Source organism: Arthrobacter sedimenti (assembly GCF_042652025.1).
GTDB classification, from domain to species: Bacteria; Actinomycetota; Actinomycetes; order Actinomycetales; family Micrococcaceae; genus Arthrobacter; species Arthrobacter sedimenti.
Genome location: NZ_JBHSDQ010000002.1, coordinates 142,990 through 156,228, shown reverse-complemented (window position 1 = coordinate 156,228; position 13,239 = coordinate 142,990). Strand labels below are relative to the sequence as shown.

The window sequence follows — 13,239 nt, the reverse complement described above, 5'->3', positions numbered from 1 at the left end:
ACGGTGGTGTCATACGTCATACTTATTACGGCACACCACCAGTTTCGTTGGCGGCCGTACCCCACATCGAGGAAGCAACATGCAATCCCTTCTCCTTCCCGCCGCCACAGAGCCGTGGAACGGACACGATACGCAACTGGTCGTGGTCGCTGCCATCGGCATTGCGTTGATCGTTTTCCTGATCGTCAAACTCAAACTCCACCCGTTCCTCTCGCTGGTCCTTGGATCGGCGTTTGTTGGCCTCGCCTCCGGGGTGGAACTGGGCAAGGTCATCAGCAACTTCGAAGACGGCGTCGGTGGCACGCTGAAAGAAGTTGGCCTGCTGATCGCGCTCGGCGCCATGCTGGGCAAACTGTTGGCAGACTCCGGGGGCGCCAACCGGGTGGTGGACACCCTGCTTGGCAAAGTCTCCCCGAAAGTCCTGCCCTGGGCCATGGCACTGGTGGCCGTCATCATCGGTTTGCCGATGTTCTTCGAAATCGGCCTTGTGCTGCTGCTTCCTGTCATCGTCCTGGTGGCCCAGCGCTCCGGCCGGAAGCTGATGCGCGTTGCCATTCCCGCCCTCGCTGGCCTCTCGGTCCTGCACGGCCTGGTCCCGCCGCACCCCGGCCCGCTCGTGGCCATCTCCAGCCTCAACGCCCCGCTGGGCATCACCCTGGCCCTCGGACTCCTGATCGCAATCCCCACCGTCATCATCTGCGGTCCACTGTTCGCCATCTACGCCGCGCGCTGGGTCCCGGTGGACGCACCCAAGGTGGCCGGCGGCATCGACACCGAACACACCCAGGCCGACCCCGACGTCAAGCGCCAGCCGACCTTCCTCGTGACCCTGCTGACCATCGTCTTCCCTGTGGTGCTGATGCTCCTCAAGGCGGCAGTGGACATCGTTGACCCCAACTCCAAGAACCCCAGCGCGGCCCGCGTCTTCTTTGACTTCATCGGGGAACCGCTGGTGGCCATGACCCTCGCAGTCCTGCTGGCCCTGGTGACGTTCGGCTACGCCGTCGGCTTCACCGGCACCAAGATCGGAAGCAAGATCGGCGCGTCGGTGGGCCCCATCGCCGCGGTGATCCTGATCGTGGGTGCAGGTGGCGGTTTCAAGCAGACCCTCATCGGAGCCGGAGTGGGCGATGCCGTTGCCAAGTGGGCCACCGGAGCCAACATCTCCGTCCTGGTCCTGGGCTTCCTCATCGCGGTCGCAATCCGGCTCGCAACCGGTTCAGCCACCGTGGCAACGGTGACGGCGGCAGGCATTGTTGCGCCCTTGGCGGCAAGCCTCTCCCCCGGCCACGCAGGCCTGCTCGTCCTCGCTGTCGGCGCTGGCTCCTTGTTCCTCTCCCACGTGAACGACGCCGGTTTCTGGCTGGTCAAGGAACTCTTTGGCCTGAGCGTAGGCCAGACATTCAAAACGTGGTCCGTTATGGAAACCCTCATCTCCGTGGTTGGATTCGCCCTGGTCATGATCCTCTCAGTGGTGATCCCTTGATGGACGCCGCACCCACCCCCGAGTCCGTCCAGCAGCCGGTTCTCGTCATCATGGGCGTGTCCGGGTCGGGCAAGTCGACGGTGGCAGGCATCCTTGCGGGCCAGCTCGGCTGGGATCTGGAGGAAGGCGACGACCTGCACCCAGCCGAAAACGTGGCAAAGATGGCCTCCGGGATCCCCCTGACGGACGAAGACCGCTGGCCCTGGCTGGACACCATCGCCTCGTGGATCATTGAGCATACGATGGCTGGAATACCGGGCATCATCACCTGCTCTGCGCTGAAGAAGATCTACCGGGACCGGCTCCGCGAGAAGAACGTCGTTTTCGTGCATTTGTCCGGCTCCAAGGAACAGATCGGCCGGCGGCTGACGGCACGAATGGACCACTACATGCCCCCGTCACTGCTGGATTCGCAGATCGCCACCCTTGAGCCGCCGGGACCGGATGAAAACACCATCGTGGTGGACGTGGGGCGGACTCCCGCTGAGGAAGCCGCCGAGGTTGTCAGGCGCCTGGGCCTCTCTCCGGCTTCCGGATCGAGCGCACTGGGCCATCCACACCCCGGCCGGTCGTCCGCGGCAGGTCAGCCCGGGGAGCCGGCTGGCGCCTAGGCCTGTCCGCACCGGAAGGCTGCCAGTGCCGGCGTGCCCGGTTGGAGCAAACGCTCCAACCGGGCACGGAACCCGGAACTTCCAGCACACGTGGGTTAACAAAAAGCAGGACCTGCCGAAATTCGGCAAGCCCTGCTTTTGAGAAACCTAACGGTCCCGGATCCCTAGGAAATTAGAGAGCCTGGATGTTAGTGGCCTGGGGACCCTTGGGGCCCTGCTCGGTGTCGAAGGAAACCTTCTGGTTCTCTTCGAGGGAGCGGAAGCCGGAGGAGTTGATCGCGGAGTAGTGTGCGAACACGTCCTGCGAGGAGTCGTCCGGGGAGATGAAGCCGAAGCCCTTTTCAGCGTTAAACCATTTGACGGTACCAGTAGCCATTTATTTTGTCCTTCGTGAAGGTGGAGGGGATGTCCCGACTTTCGGGCCCTCCGGCGTGGGGTGTTCAAAAACCGCTACTTCAGAAGAACACGGACTTTCGACCGCGCGTACTGCCTGAACTACCAACTGCATAAACACAACAACAGGTTCAACACTACAGGAGATTGGTCCCACACCTAATCGCTCCCCAGTTCAGGCCCGCATTACGCCTCCGCCCCGTCTTCGAGGGCGGTGCTGTATCGGCTGAACCCGGGACGGAGCCGGACGGAGCGGGCGCCCACCATGGCAACGTCCTCCCACAGCACCAGGAACGATCCGCGGTGCCGCCACCGAAGGATCCGGGCAATCATGTAGGGCCGGGTGAGGCCGTTCCGTTCATACCCCATAAACGAGGCCGCGCTGTGCGGCCCGACCACCAGCCCCAGCAACCGCGGTTCGGCCATCAGCTGGTGCGGGGCACCGTCCAGCACGAACCGTACATCCGCCACCCGGCCCAGCCGTCCGCCGTCGGCATCAAGCACGGGTGTGCCCAGCAGGTCACCGAGGATCATGGCGGCCTCCCGGGATGCGGGCGATGATCTTGTCACGGACCCACCGTTCCACCCAGCTGGCGTCCAGCGGCTCACCCTTGACGCCAAGCCGCACCACCACGCCCACCTCCGCCACGTCCTTCCACGGGATGCGGATCAGCCGGGACGACGGCGGCCTGCCGCCGAAGATGCGCGTCCCCAGGACGGAACCGGTCAGCAGCGCCGTGATCACCGGCGGGGGCGTCCCACGCGCAATCCCCACGTCCAAAGCAGGCCCGCTCACCTCAAGGTCATCCACGGTGGTGACCGGGACGCCGTCGTGGTCCAACACCTGCCGGTCCATCAGGTGCAGCTGGGCATCCAGGATGCGGCCGGCCGCGTGCGGGACCCTGGGCAGCGGGGCGGACGTCATGAGCCTGCTCCTGTCACAATCATCAGGGGAATGGCGGCGATGGACGCCACCAGGATGATCACTAGGTAGACCATGCCCAGCGCGTTCACCGCCCGCCCGTTTACGTGCTCGCGCATGTACTGGGGATCGTTGGCCACGATGAGGATGGGCAGGTAGGTCAGGGGCAGGGCGATCGCGGAGAACACCACCGAGTATTCGGTCACCAGGACGGGGTCGACGCCGGTTGTCAGCACGCCGATGCCCACCAGCAGGCACACGATCATGGACAGGTGGAAGCGGGCGGCCTGGGCGGGGCGCCGGAACTTGCCCCAGGACCAGCCGAAGAACTGCGCCAGCGTGTAGCCGCTGGAGAGCGTCGTTTCCAGCGCCGCACCGAAGGTGGCCGCGACCATGCCCACCAGGACAAACGCCAGCCCCAGCTTTCCGGCGCCCTCGGCCACGGGCAGGACCACCTGGGACAGCGAGGTCACCGAGATGCCGGCGGGCAGGAGGACCACTGTGGCGCACGCGGCGATCGAGATGGACAGCAGGCCGCCCAGCGGGAAGCCAACCAGCACATTGATCCGGGACTGGGCCAGGTCCTTCGCTTTCCACCCCTCCTCCACAGCGCCGGAGGAGAAGAAGAACACCTCGTACGGGGTCAGGGCGGCGCCGAACAGGGCAATGGCGTAGTAGCTGTAGCTCCACACCGTTTCCTGCTGGGGCACGGCGGGTGCCAGCTGGCCGGCGAGCGACCCCCAGTCCGGCTTGAGCAGGAACAGCGCCACGGCGAAGCTGACCAGGGTCAATCCCAGCAGGCCGGTGACGTTTTCCATGATGGAGAACCTGACCCGCCAGATCACCAGCCACACCGCCACCGCGGCCACGGGTATCCACAGCAGGTAGTAGACGCTGCTGGCCAGCTGGAGGGCCAGGGCCACACCGCCGATCTCCGCGGTGACCGTCATCAGGTTGATCAGGAACGACGCCGACAGGTTGGCCAGCCCGGCCCGCGGGCCCAGCCGTTCGCGGATCACCTCGAACGTGGCGCGGCCGGATACCGCCGCCACGCGGCCGGACATGTTGGCGAACAGGATGATCCCCACCACGCCGATGACCACCACCCACACCAGGGACAGGCCAAAGCGTGACCCGACGACGGCGTTGGTCACCAGGTCCCCGATGTCCACGAACCCGCCGATGGCGGTGAGGATCCCGAGCGCGACGCCGAGGAGCCGTTTCACTTGTCCCCCACCTTGTCTTTGAGCTGCTTGAGGGCGTCCTGCGCATCCGCGAGCGCCTTGTCAGCGTCCGGGAGGGAGGGGGTGCCGCCGTCGTTCGCTGCCAGTGCGGCGCGCGCGGTGGCGAACCCCGCCGCGCATTGGTCCAGCACGTCCAGTGCCTGCTTTTGCGTTTCGCGGTCTCCCTGGGAGGCCGGCGAGAGCTTCAGGATGGTGCTGCGGCTGGTCTGGATCTCCTTGAGCACATCGTCAAGGCTGGTGGAGGCGGCGGCTTTCGTCAGTTTTCCGTCCATGTCCTGCCGCAGGGCGATCCGGGCCGTGGCGACCGCGGAGGAACTGTCCTTCACGGCGCTGGCCACCGACTGGCTGGTGCCGCCGCTGCAGCCGGTCAGGAAAGCGAGGCTGAGGACGGCGAGGGACACGAGCTTGGCGGCCCGGCCCGGTGGGTTGGCAGCCGGGGCTGGCGTGTTCTGCACCGTTGCCTCCAGCCTCCGGAACCCCGGATCATGCCGCCCGGCAAGGCAGCGGAAATTAGTTGCCTTGAGCTATATATAGCACTCCCCCCGGAAGTTTGACCTGCTCAGAAGGGCATTAATTACTGGTTGGCCCATGGGAACGGCGGCCCCTCGACCCCGCCGGCAAACAGGCATATCCTGCATCGAGATCCTGCGGAATGGACCCCTGCCACCGGGAGATGAAGCCATGGAAATGCCCAAGGCAACCGAGGAAGAAAAAGAGCGGTTCCGGCGCGTGGTTCCGGAGCATCCAGGCGTTGTGGTGAAGCCGATGTTCGGCAACCTGGGCGCCTTCGTCAACGGCAACATGTTCGCCGGGCTGTTCGGTCCCACCATCGGGGTGAAGCTCTCGCGGGAGGACAAAGAATTGCTGGAGTCATCGGAGCGGACGGTGCCGTTCGGGCCCGCGGACCGGCCGATGGGCGGCTACACCGGGTTGCCGGAGGTCTGGAATGAAGAGGGCGACGGCGACGAGGCGCGGGCGCGGGCATGGGCGGAGAAGGCACTGGGCTACGTTGCGTCCCTGCCGCCCAAGGAGCCCAAGGAACCTAAGGGGCGCAAGGTCCGACCGTGAAGCCGTTTCGCGTGGTCCTGCTCCCCGGCAGTGTCCTTCCCGCCGGGCCCGCCTACGGCAGGCTGCTGGAGATTCTGAAACCTGACGTGGACGCCGTCGCCAAGGACCTGGAGCTTTACCAGGGGGACGCTCCGCCGCCGGACTGGAGCCTGGACACCGAGGGGGACGGCGTGCTCCGCGAGGCCGATGCCCGCGGCTGGGAAACCTTCCACCTGCTGGGGTACTCCGGGGGCGGCGCCGCTGCGCTGGCGCTCACGGCCAGGCACCCCGAGCGGCTCCGGAGCCTGGCCCTGTTGGAGCCGGCGTGGGCGGGAAACTGGGACTGGAGCCCGGCGCACACCAGGCTGTGGCAGCGCTATGGGGAACTGCATGACCTGCCGCCGGAGGAGTTCATGCCCGCTTTCATGCGGCTGCAGGTGAAGCCCGACGCCGTCCTGCCGCCTCCCCCGCCCGGCCCGCCGCCGTCGTGGATGGCCAAGCGGCCGGCCGGTATCAGCGCCTTTCTGCACGCCTTCGACACGTACGAGCTGGACCGGGACCGCCTGGCTGCCTTCGCGAAACCCGTGCTTTTTGTACTGGGCGGCATGAGCAGCCCCGACGAACAGGGTGACAACGCGGACCGGCTGTCCCGCGTCTTCCCCGACTACCGGCTGGAAGTCTTCCCCGACCGGCACCATTTCGACCCACCGCACCGGGCGGAGCCAGAGCGCGTTGCGGGGCTGCTGCGCGCGCACTGGGCTCGGGCGGAAGCGGCCGCGTAGCGTAGCGGGACCTTCTCCTCTTTTTCTGCACCTGCCCACGGGACTGGACTGGAAGGCAGGGCAGGACACCGCTCCTGCACGAAAGGAGACAGGAAATGAGCAGGAACGTTATACGGAGCACCAGGATCAACGCCCCGGTGGACAGGGTGTTTTCATTCCTGAGCGACCCGACGAACTGGATGAAGGCCTTCCCCGGGGACAGCGACGTCACCCACCTGGACGTTAAACCCGATGGCGAAGGCACCTCGGCGCGATGGTCGGCCAAGATGTGGGGCCTGCCCATGCACATCACCCACGAGTACCGGGAAGTGGTTCCAAACAAGCGCATCGTCTCCGGCACATCGGTAGGGCCCACGCTCACCTTCACGCTGGAGCCGGTGGAGGACGGGACCGAGTTGACCGTGGAGGAAAGCCTGGACATCCCCGCACCCCTGGTCCGCGTACCGGCCCAGGCCCTGTTCGCACGGTGGGCGGAAACGGACATCCAGGGCATGGTGGCCAACGTCAAGGGCCTGGTGGAGGCCGGGATGAAGACGGCGCCCGAAAGCGAAGCGAAGTTCACGCAAAACCTGGCATGGTCCGGTTCCGTCATCATCGACGCACCGCTGCCGCAGGTTTTCGACCTGGTCAGGGATCCCCGCGTCTGGCTGGGCCCGGACGTGCAGATCTCCGAGTTGAAGACCACGCCCGAGGGTGTGGGGACCACCTTCCAGGCGGCGTGGAAAGTCCTGGGGATCCCGCTGAAAACGACGCACGAGTACACGGAGTTCGCCCAGAACGAGCGCTTCACGTCAAAGGCGGCCCTTGGCCCGGTGTTCACAGTGGAAGTGGCGCCGGCGAACGGCTGGACCAGGCTCAGCATGCGCTCCGACGTCATTCCGCGGAACATGGCAGAGGCAGCGGTTGACGCCCTGGTCATGAAGATCTCCGAGCGCAGCCAGACCGAACTCCTGGCCAGCATCAAGGCGACCGCGGAGGCACAGGCCCGGTAAGACCTCTCCCGCGAGATGGCAGGTGACGGCAATGTTCCCGCCGGCAACTGCCGTAAAGTGCCATCTCGCGAAGTCGGGCAGGATGCGCCAGTCCTAAGCTTGGTGCATGGACACCGCCACTGATGCCCGGCACTCCTTCGGATCCCGCGCCCTCCAGGCGGTACGCACCCTGACCCCGGGCTACTTCGCCCTCACCATGGCCAGCGGCATCATCTCCGTGGGGCTTGAGCTGGAGGGATTCCATGCGCTTTCGCTGGCCCTGCTGGTGGTGTGTGCGCTCTCCTACCTGGTGATCCTTGCGCTCAGCCTGCTCCGCCTGGCCAAGTTCGCCGCGGACATGCGCGGCGACTTCCTGGATCCCGGCCGGGCGTTCGGCTTCTTCACCTTCATCGCCGGAACAAACGTGCTGGGGGCCCGGCTTGGAATGGCCGGGTTGCAAGGCACGACGGCGGTACTCCTGGTGGTTGCGGTGCTCGCCTGGGTGGTGCTTGGCTACGTCGTGCCATGGACGGCGGTGCTGGGCAGGTCCGAGCGGCCGGTGGTCAAGGATGCTAACGGCTCGTGGTTCATCTGGTGCGTTGCGAGCCAGTCGGTTGCAGTGGCCGCAGCGTCCATCGAGCCCCTTGCCGCCCCGGACTGGCGCGCCGCCCTGGCGCTGGTCGCCGTCGTGGCCTGGTCCGTAGGGCTCATCCTCTATGCCGCAGTGGGAATCTTCGTCTCACTCCGGCTGATGACCTACCCCATCCGGCCGCAGGACCTTCGCCCGCAATACTTCGTGGCCATGGGCGCCATGGCCATCAGCGTCCTGGCCGGAGCCCGGATCGTGGAGATGGCCGGAGCACCCATGGTGGATGCAACGCGGGGGCTGGTGGCGGGCGCCTCCGTGGTGTTCTGGTCCTTCGCCTCGTGGCTCTTCCCCGTGCTGCTCGCCGCCGGCTGGTGGCGGCACGTGCTGCACAAGGTGCCGCTGTCCTACGAGCCGGGGCTGTGGAGCGTCATCTTTCCCCTGGGCATGTACGCCGTCGCGGGGATCTACCTGGGCCGAGCGGACCAGCTGCCGCTGGTGGCAGCCATTGGCCGGACCGAACTATGGCTGGCGGTCGCGGCCTTCCTGGCCACGTTCGCCGGGATGCTCTGGCACCTGTGGGGCACGCTGCTCGCGCCATCCTTGCCGCGAGGTGGCACTTAACGGCAGTATCGGCGCGCCGGATTGCCGTTAACTGCCATCTCGGGATGGAGGGCGCGGCCGCTCTGCCTGCCAGATCCTTCAGCTTGCCCGGGGTCCGGGGCCGTGCGACTTCTGCCGCCCGTCGCGGTGGGCGAGGAAGGCGTACACCACCAGGGCGGCTCCGGCCACGATCATCACCGCCGGGAAGGCAAAGTCCGCAGGAATCAGGAGGGCCGTGGCCTGGAGCACGAAGATCAGCCCCATCACGGTCAGGATCCCGGCCGGGATCAACGGCCATTTCATCCGTTCCACGTGGCTGCTGGCTTCATTCATCCTGACCGGGATCAGGGAAAGCACTCCAAAGGTGGCCGCCAGGCCCAGGAAGAGGATGGCAGCGGTGGGCGTACCCTGCAGTTCCTGCGGGAGCGCGACGATGACCGCAAGGGTGAACATGACACCGGATGGGATCAGGGCCCACCAGTTGCCCGGTTCCCGCAGGTAGACAGCGGCGAAACCGGCACCCATAAAGAGGAACAGGAAGGCTGCTCCCCAGGCGCCGCCCGTGAGCTGCGTGGTGGTGATGACCGCGGCCAGGCCCAGGAACACGGAACCGGGGATGGCCGCCCACCAGTTCTCCCGGCGCCGGAAGAAGAGGGACAGGAACAAGACTCCAACTGCCGCGAAGATCAGCGGTGCCACGAAGGCCGCCGTGTCCATGACGCCGAGCCTGTCCAGCAGCAACAGCACCCCCAGCGCAATGAGGACGATGCCTGCGGTGATGCTTGTGTTTGCCGATTTCACCCTGTGCCTCCCGGGTCCGGCACGCGGCCGTACGCCGCGCTCCCAAAATCAGGCTAGGACGGGGCCGGAACCGGAAACAGGGCCCAAAGCCCCCGCCTTCCACCGGGCACGGAAATGCCTGGTCCGAGGACGGGACTTTCAGCCCTATAGCCGGCGCGGGGCACTTGGCATTCTGGTAAAGGCGCCGTCCGGGTCCTCACATTGCGAGGCCGGAACGGCATTCCCCATGAACCCCAGTGACTATGCGCCGGAGGCACCGTCGAGGCTGCCGCCGGCGTGCAGGCGCACCCTGCAGACTGGCTGGATTTTGAAAGGACCCGCATGTCCGCTGATATCCTCACGCTTCGCCCCGCCCGTGTATCGCAGGCGGAAGCGGCACGCCGGAGGGCGATGCTGCTTCATCCTTCCAACTTCACCCCGGCACCGTCGGCTGCAGGTGAAACAGATGACGTTGCCAAGAAGGTCAAGGCGCTTGCCGGCCGGTTCGAGTGCTTCCACAAGGAACTCGTGGAGGGCGGTGTGCCGGCCGATGAGGCACGGACAGAGGTGGCCCGGGCGGCGGCGCGGGACATATGGGACGGGTTCGCTTCCCAGCTCCGCGGACACCGGGCCGCCGGGCAGCAGATGGATGCCAACGTCCTTGCCGTCGCGCTGGCATCGATACAGTGCATGACCCAGGCCCTGCCCCGCCACCCCGGGGATGTTGTTTATGCCAGCCGTACGGTCAGCACCGCCCGCCGCCGCCTCCAGTACAACGGCGGATTGCTGCACCGCCTGCACCCGCACCGCACCCCGGCTTTCAACGACGCTGTCATCACGCTCCAGTCGCTGGAGCTCTTCCTCACCGGCGGGCAGCAGAAGGCTGCCTGAGCCAGGGCGAAAGATGGCGACCATGGCAACAGCGGACGAGTACAAAGCAGTACACGGCGGCGGTGAGCCGCCGGGCGGGCAGGACAGCGGCCACGAGCTCGGGGATGGCGGGTGCAATGTCATCACTAAGGACAAGGGCGGGGTGGTAGGCCGCTGGAGTTCGTGGGAAACTGCCAGTCTGGCGCTGAACCGGCTGCAGGAGCTCGGCGGCCGGTATGAGTACCGGCTGGAGGAGTCCCACCAGTGGGTGAAGGGACCGGACCACAGCACCACGTGTTCGGTCTGCGGCATCACGCGGGACCTTCCCGCTTCCGCCGGCACGGCGCTGGGAATCGAGTGGCCGTAAATGTCGAATGACTTACTGGCGTTCCTTTCGGAGGGGCGGCTGCGCGGAAAGGGCGGCCGGGAAGGGCATCAGTCCTACGAGAGCGTCTTAATGGATACACCAACAGCACCCCCTGATGGGGCCCAGTCCCCCGCCCTCCCCATCCGGGTCTTCATCCTGAATGACCACAAGATGGTCCGGCAGGGACTTGGCGACATGCTCGAACATTTCGGCTTCGAGGTGGCGGGCGACAGCGGATCCGCAACAGAGGCCGTCCGGCTCATCCACGTCCTGCAGCCCGACATCGCGGTGCTGGACGACAGGCTGCCCGACGGCACAGGCATCGAGGTGTGCCGCGAGATACGCTCCAGCGCCCCTGACGTCCGATGCCTGATCCTGACCGGCTGGGATGAACAGCACGCCGTGCGGGCAGCAGTCCTGGCAGGCGCGGAAGGCTACGTCATCAAGAGGATCGGTGACAACACCGCCCTGGTCGAATGCATCCGGAGCACAGCCGCGGGCATTCCGGCCATCTGGCCAGGTGTCCGGGAGAGGGTGGCGGAAAGTCTCTACGCAACGGCTTCCGCTCCATGGCTCAAAGTCATGACGCAGACAGAGCGGGACGTGCTGGCCCTCATGGCGCGCGGACTCACCAACCGGCAGATCGGGCAGGACCTCATGCTGTCTGAAGCCACTGTTGCCGGCTATGTATCCTCAGTGCTCCAAAAGCTGGGCTTCCGGCGCCGGGGCCAGCTCATCCCGGCGCCCATCCCCCGCGCCTGGGAGCTGCTGCCCTGACAACCCACTGCGTGTGGCACCTCCACAGCGCCCGCGCTCAGCCGGCCGCGGGAGCCGTCCATGTCACGCTGGTGCCTTTACCGGGGGTGCTGTCAATGGTGCACCTGCCGCCCAGGCGCTCGGCCCGGTTCTTCATGTTGTTCAACCCGCTGACCCGTTCGGGATCCTTGAAGCCGCGGCCATTGTCGCGCACCGTCAGGACCACTTCATCCTCCTGCGCAGCAAGCAGGATGGAGATGTCCTCCGATCCCGAGTGCCTGACGGCGTTGCTGACGCTCTCGTGAAGCACGCGCAGGAGCTGTTCTGCAACATCGTCGCCCACGGCGTCGTCCACCGGCCCGGAGAGCTGGATTCGAGGCAGGAACCCGCCCGCGTTGGCTGCTTCCTGGACCGCGCGCAGCACCCGTCCGCTGAGCAGCTCCTTGTCGGGTTCCCGTGCCTGGAGGGAGTAGATGGTGTCGCGCAGCTGGTGGATGCAGTCGTCCAGCTCACCGGTAATGCCGGCGATGCGGCGCTCGTGGGCAGCAGGATCTGAGGTGTAGCGGCGCAGGCCCTGGATGCTCAGCCCGGCTGCGAAGAGCCGTTGGATCACCAGGTCGTGCAGGTCCGCGGCGATCCGCTCCCGGTCGATGAACAACGCGTGCTCTTCGCGCAGTTGGTTCGCCTTAAGCAGGTCAAGCGTCAGGCCTATCCTGGACGCGAACACCGCGCTTTGTTCAACATCGACGTCGGTGTAGCGAGTCGCGCCGGCAGACCTGGCCAGGATCAACACGCTTTGCCGCTGGCCGTCACTGTCGCTTCCCAAGGCTGCCACCAGGACAGGCCCCAGCTTCTCAGCGGACTCGGCATCGAACAACTGCAGCGCATCGGTAAGGGCCGCCGACTCGCCGGTTGCAAGCACCCGGGCCAACGCTTCACCCGCCGGAAGTTCCTGTCCCGCAGGAATTGATTGAACCCCCAGGGAAGTCCGGCACCGCAAGGTTCCGTCCCCCGCTACCGAGGCAATCAGGGACAAGGCCGATGCGGAAGCATGCAAAGCCCGTTCCGCGATCATGTCCAGGTTTTCGGTGTCCGAACCCGGACGGGCTTTCAGCCGGTCGCTGACTTCCATTCCCGCTTCCAGCCACCGCTGGCGGCTGTTGCTGGCCTCATACAAGCGCGCGTTCTGGATGGCCACGCCGGCGGCAGAGGCCAGGGCAACTGCGAGGTCCTCGTCCTCGGCCGTGAAATCCTGGCCGTCGGCCTTCTCCGTCAGGTACAGGTTTCCAAAGACCTCTTCCCGGACCCTTACGGGGACGCCCAGGAAGGTGCCCATGGGCGGGTGATTCGCGGGAAACCCCACCGCTATGGGCTGTTCACCCAAATCATGGAGCCGCAACGGCTTGGGCTCCCGGATCAGCTCGCCCAGCACTCCGTGGCCAGTGGGAAGGTCACCGATGACGCGGGCGCCGTCTTCATCGATGCCAACAGTGATGAAATGGCTGAGCTGCTGGTCGTCACCAATGACGCCCAAAGCCCCGTACCGCGCCCCCACAAGCTCGCAGGCGGACTGCACCACGCGGTCAAGCACAGCCTCCAGGCTCAGGTCCTCGGTAAGGGAAACGACCGCCCCGAGCAGACCTTCAACATGTTCCTGGGTCCGGACGAGTTCATCTGCCCGGTCTACAAATTCCCGCAGAAGCTCACGGGTTCGCCGTCTAATTGGTTCTCGCCACATTGTAAAAACGCTCCAAACTGAACGCATTCACGGCGGTCTGCATCACCTTCGAATACATAAAGACGAGCCCCAGCGTCTCTCCC

At 65.9% G+C, this 13,239-nt stretch carries 16 protein-coding genes; 9 read left to right on the top strand and 7 right to left on the bottom strand.

Going from position 1 to position 13,239, the window contains the following annotated elements; translation table 11 throughout:
• Positions 1 to 79: 79 nt before the first annotated feature.
• Together ACFO0G_RS06060 and ACFO0G_RS06055 are read left to right on the top strand one after the other, a co-directional pair.
• A complete protein-coding gene (locus ACFO0G_RS06060) occupies positions 80 to 1,486 on the top strand; it encodes a GntT/GntP/DsdX family permease (protein ID WP_376976803.1) in 1,407 nt (468 codons plus the stop codon).
• Complete coding sequence (locus tag ACFO0G_RS06055; RefSeq protein WP_142130762.1) at positions 1,486 to 2,097, top strand: gluconokinase; 612 nt, start codon at positions 1,486 to 1,488, stop codon at positions 2,095 to 2,097. Before ACFO0G_RS06060 ends, ACFO0G_RS06055 begins: the two co-directional genes overlap by 1 nt.
• A gap of 172 nt (positions 2,098 to 2,269) precedes the next feature.
• Here the strand turns inward: ACFO0G_RS06055 and ACFO0G_RS06050 are convergent, their stop codons facing one another.
• The 5 genes from ACFO0G_RS06050 to ACFO0G_RS06030 all read right to left on the bottom strand — a co-directional run bounded on the left by ACFO0G_RS06050 (position 2,270) and on the right by ACFO0G_RS06030 (position 5,111).
• The gene (locus ACFO0G_RS06050; protein WP_015936345.1) at positions 2,270 to 2,473 is read right to left on the bottom strand and encodes a cold-shock protein; all 204 of its coding nucleotides are present in this window, start codon (positions 2,471 to 2,473) and stop codon (positions 2,270 to 2,272) included.
• 203 nt (positions 2,474 to 2,676) lie between these two features.
• Entirely contained in the window at positions 2,677 to 3,024 is a 348-nt protein-coding gene (locus tag ACFO0G_RS06045; protein ID WP_376976802.1) for a PRC-barrel domain-containing protein, read from the bottom strand.
• The gene (locus tag ACFO0G_RS06040) at positions 3,011 to 3,415 is read right to left on the bottom strand and encodes a hypothetical protein (RefSeq protein ID WP_376976801.1); all 405 of its coding nucleotides are present in this window, start codon (positions 3,413 to 3,415) and stop codon (positions 3,011 to 3,013) included. The genes ACFO0G_RS06045 and ACFO0G_RS06040 overlap by 14 nt, the downstream gene beginning before the upstream one ends.
• Positions 3,412 to 4,638, bottom strand: a complete 1,227-nt coding sequence (locus ACFO0G_RS06035; RefSeq protein WP_376976800.1) for an Nramp family divalent metal transporter — start codon at positions 4,636 to 4,638, stop codon at positions 3,412 to 3,414. The genes ACFO0G_RS06040 and ACFO0G_RS06035 overlap by 4 nt, the downstream gene beginning before the upstream one ends.
• Positions 4,635 to 5,111, bottom strand: a complete 477-nt coding sequence (locus ACFO0G_RS06030) for a hypothetical protein (protein WP_376976799.1) — start codon at positions 5,109 to 5,111, stop codon at positions 4,635 to 4,637. Before ACFO0G_RS06030 ends, ACFO0G_RS06035 begins: the two co-directional genes overlap by 4 nt.
• 226 nt (positions 5,112 to 5,337) lie before the next feature.
• On the opposite strand from ACFO0G_RS06030, the gene ACFO0G_RS06025 reads away from it, so the two are divergent.
• The 4 genes from ACFO0G_RS06025 (at position 5,338) to ACFO0G_RS06010 (ending at position 8,666) form a co-directional block, all read left to right on the top strand.
• Entirely contained in the window at positions 5,338 to 5,724 is a 387-nt protein-coding gene (locus tag ACFO0G_RS06025; RefSeq protein WP_376976798.1) for a TfoX/Sxy family protein, read from the top strand.
• Positions 5,721 to 6,485 (top strand): alpha/beta fold hydrolase, encoded by a 765-nt coding sequence (locus ACFO0G_RS06020; protein WP_376976797.1) that lies wholly within the window; start codon positions 5,721 to 5,723, stop codon positions 6,483 to 6,485. Before ACFO0G_RS06025 ends, ACFO0G_RS06020 begins: the two co-directional genes overlap by 4 nt.
• Positions 6,486 to 6,580: 95 nt before the next feature.
• Entirely contained in the window at positions 6,581 to 7,477 is an 897-nt protein-coding gene (locus tag ACFO0G_RS06015) for an SRPBCC family protein (RefSeq protein WP_376976796.1), read from the top strand.
• 106 nt (positions 7,478 to 7,583) lie between these two features.
• Positions 7,584 to 8,666 (top strand): tellurite resistance/C4-dicarboxylate transporter family protein, encoded by a 1,083-nt coding sequence (locus tag ACFO0G_RS06010; protein WP_376976795.1) that lies wholly within the window; start codon positions 7,584 to 7,586, stop codon positions 8,664 to 8,666.
• 78 nt (positions 8,667 to 8,744) lie between these two features.
• Here ACFO0G_RS06010 and ACFO0G_RS06005 read toward each other — a convergent pair whose 3' ends face one another.
• Positions 8,745 to 9,446, bottom strand: a complete 702-nt coding sequence (locus ACFO0G_RS06005; protein ID WP_286402649.1) for a hypothetical protein — start codon at positions 9,444 to 9,446, stop codon at positions 8,745 to 8,747.
• Positions 9,447 to 9,767: 321 nt separating this feature from the next.
• Between ACFO0G_RS06005 and ACFO0G_RS06000 the strand changes: the two genes are divergently transcribed.
• The 3 genes from ACFO0G_RS06000 to ACFO0G_RS05990 all read left to right on the top strand — a co-directional run bounded on the left by ACFO0G_RS06000 (position 9,768) and on the right by ACFO0G_RS05990 (position 11,439).
• Positions 9,768 to 10,316 (top strand): hypothetical protein, encoded by a 549-nt coding sequence (locus tag ACFO0G_RS06000; protein WP_376976794.1) that lies wholly within the window; start codon positions 9,768 to 9,770, stop codon positions 10,314 to 10,316.
• A 22-nt stretch (positions 10,317 to 10,338) separates the two neighbouring features.
• A complete protein-coding gene (locus ACFO0G_RS05995) occupies positions 10,339 to 10,662 on the top strand; it encodes a hypothetical protein (RefSeq protein ID WP_286402646.1) in 324 nt (107 codons plus the stop codon).
• A 90-nt stretch (positions 10,663 to 10,752) separates the two neighbouring features.
• The gene (locus tag ACFO0G_RS05990; RefSeq protein ID WP_286402644.1) at positions 10,753 to 11,439 is read left to right on the top strand and encodes a response regulator; all 687 of its coding nucleotides are present in this window, start codon (positions 10,753 to 10,755) and stop codon (positions 11,437 to 11,439) included.
• 37 nt (positions 11,440 to 11,476) lie between these two features.
• Here the strand turns inward: ACFO0G_RS05990 and ACFO0G_RS05985 are convergent, their stop codons facing one another.
• Positions 11,477 to 13,156: a GAF domain-containing sensor histidine kinase gene (locus tag ACFO0G_RS05985; protein WP_376976793.1), complete on the bottom strand. Its 1,680-nt coding sequence runs from the start codon at positions 13,154 to 13,156 to the stop codon at positions 11,477 to 11,479.
• Between the last annotated feature and the right edge of the window lie 83 nt (positions 13,157 to 13,239).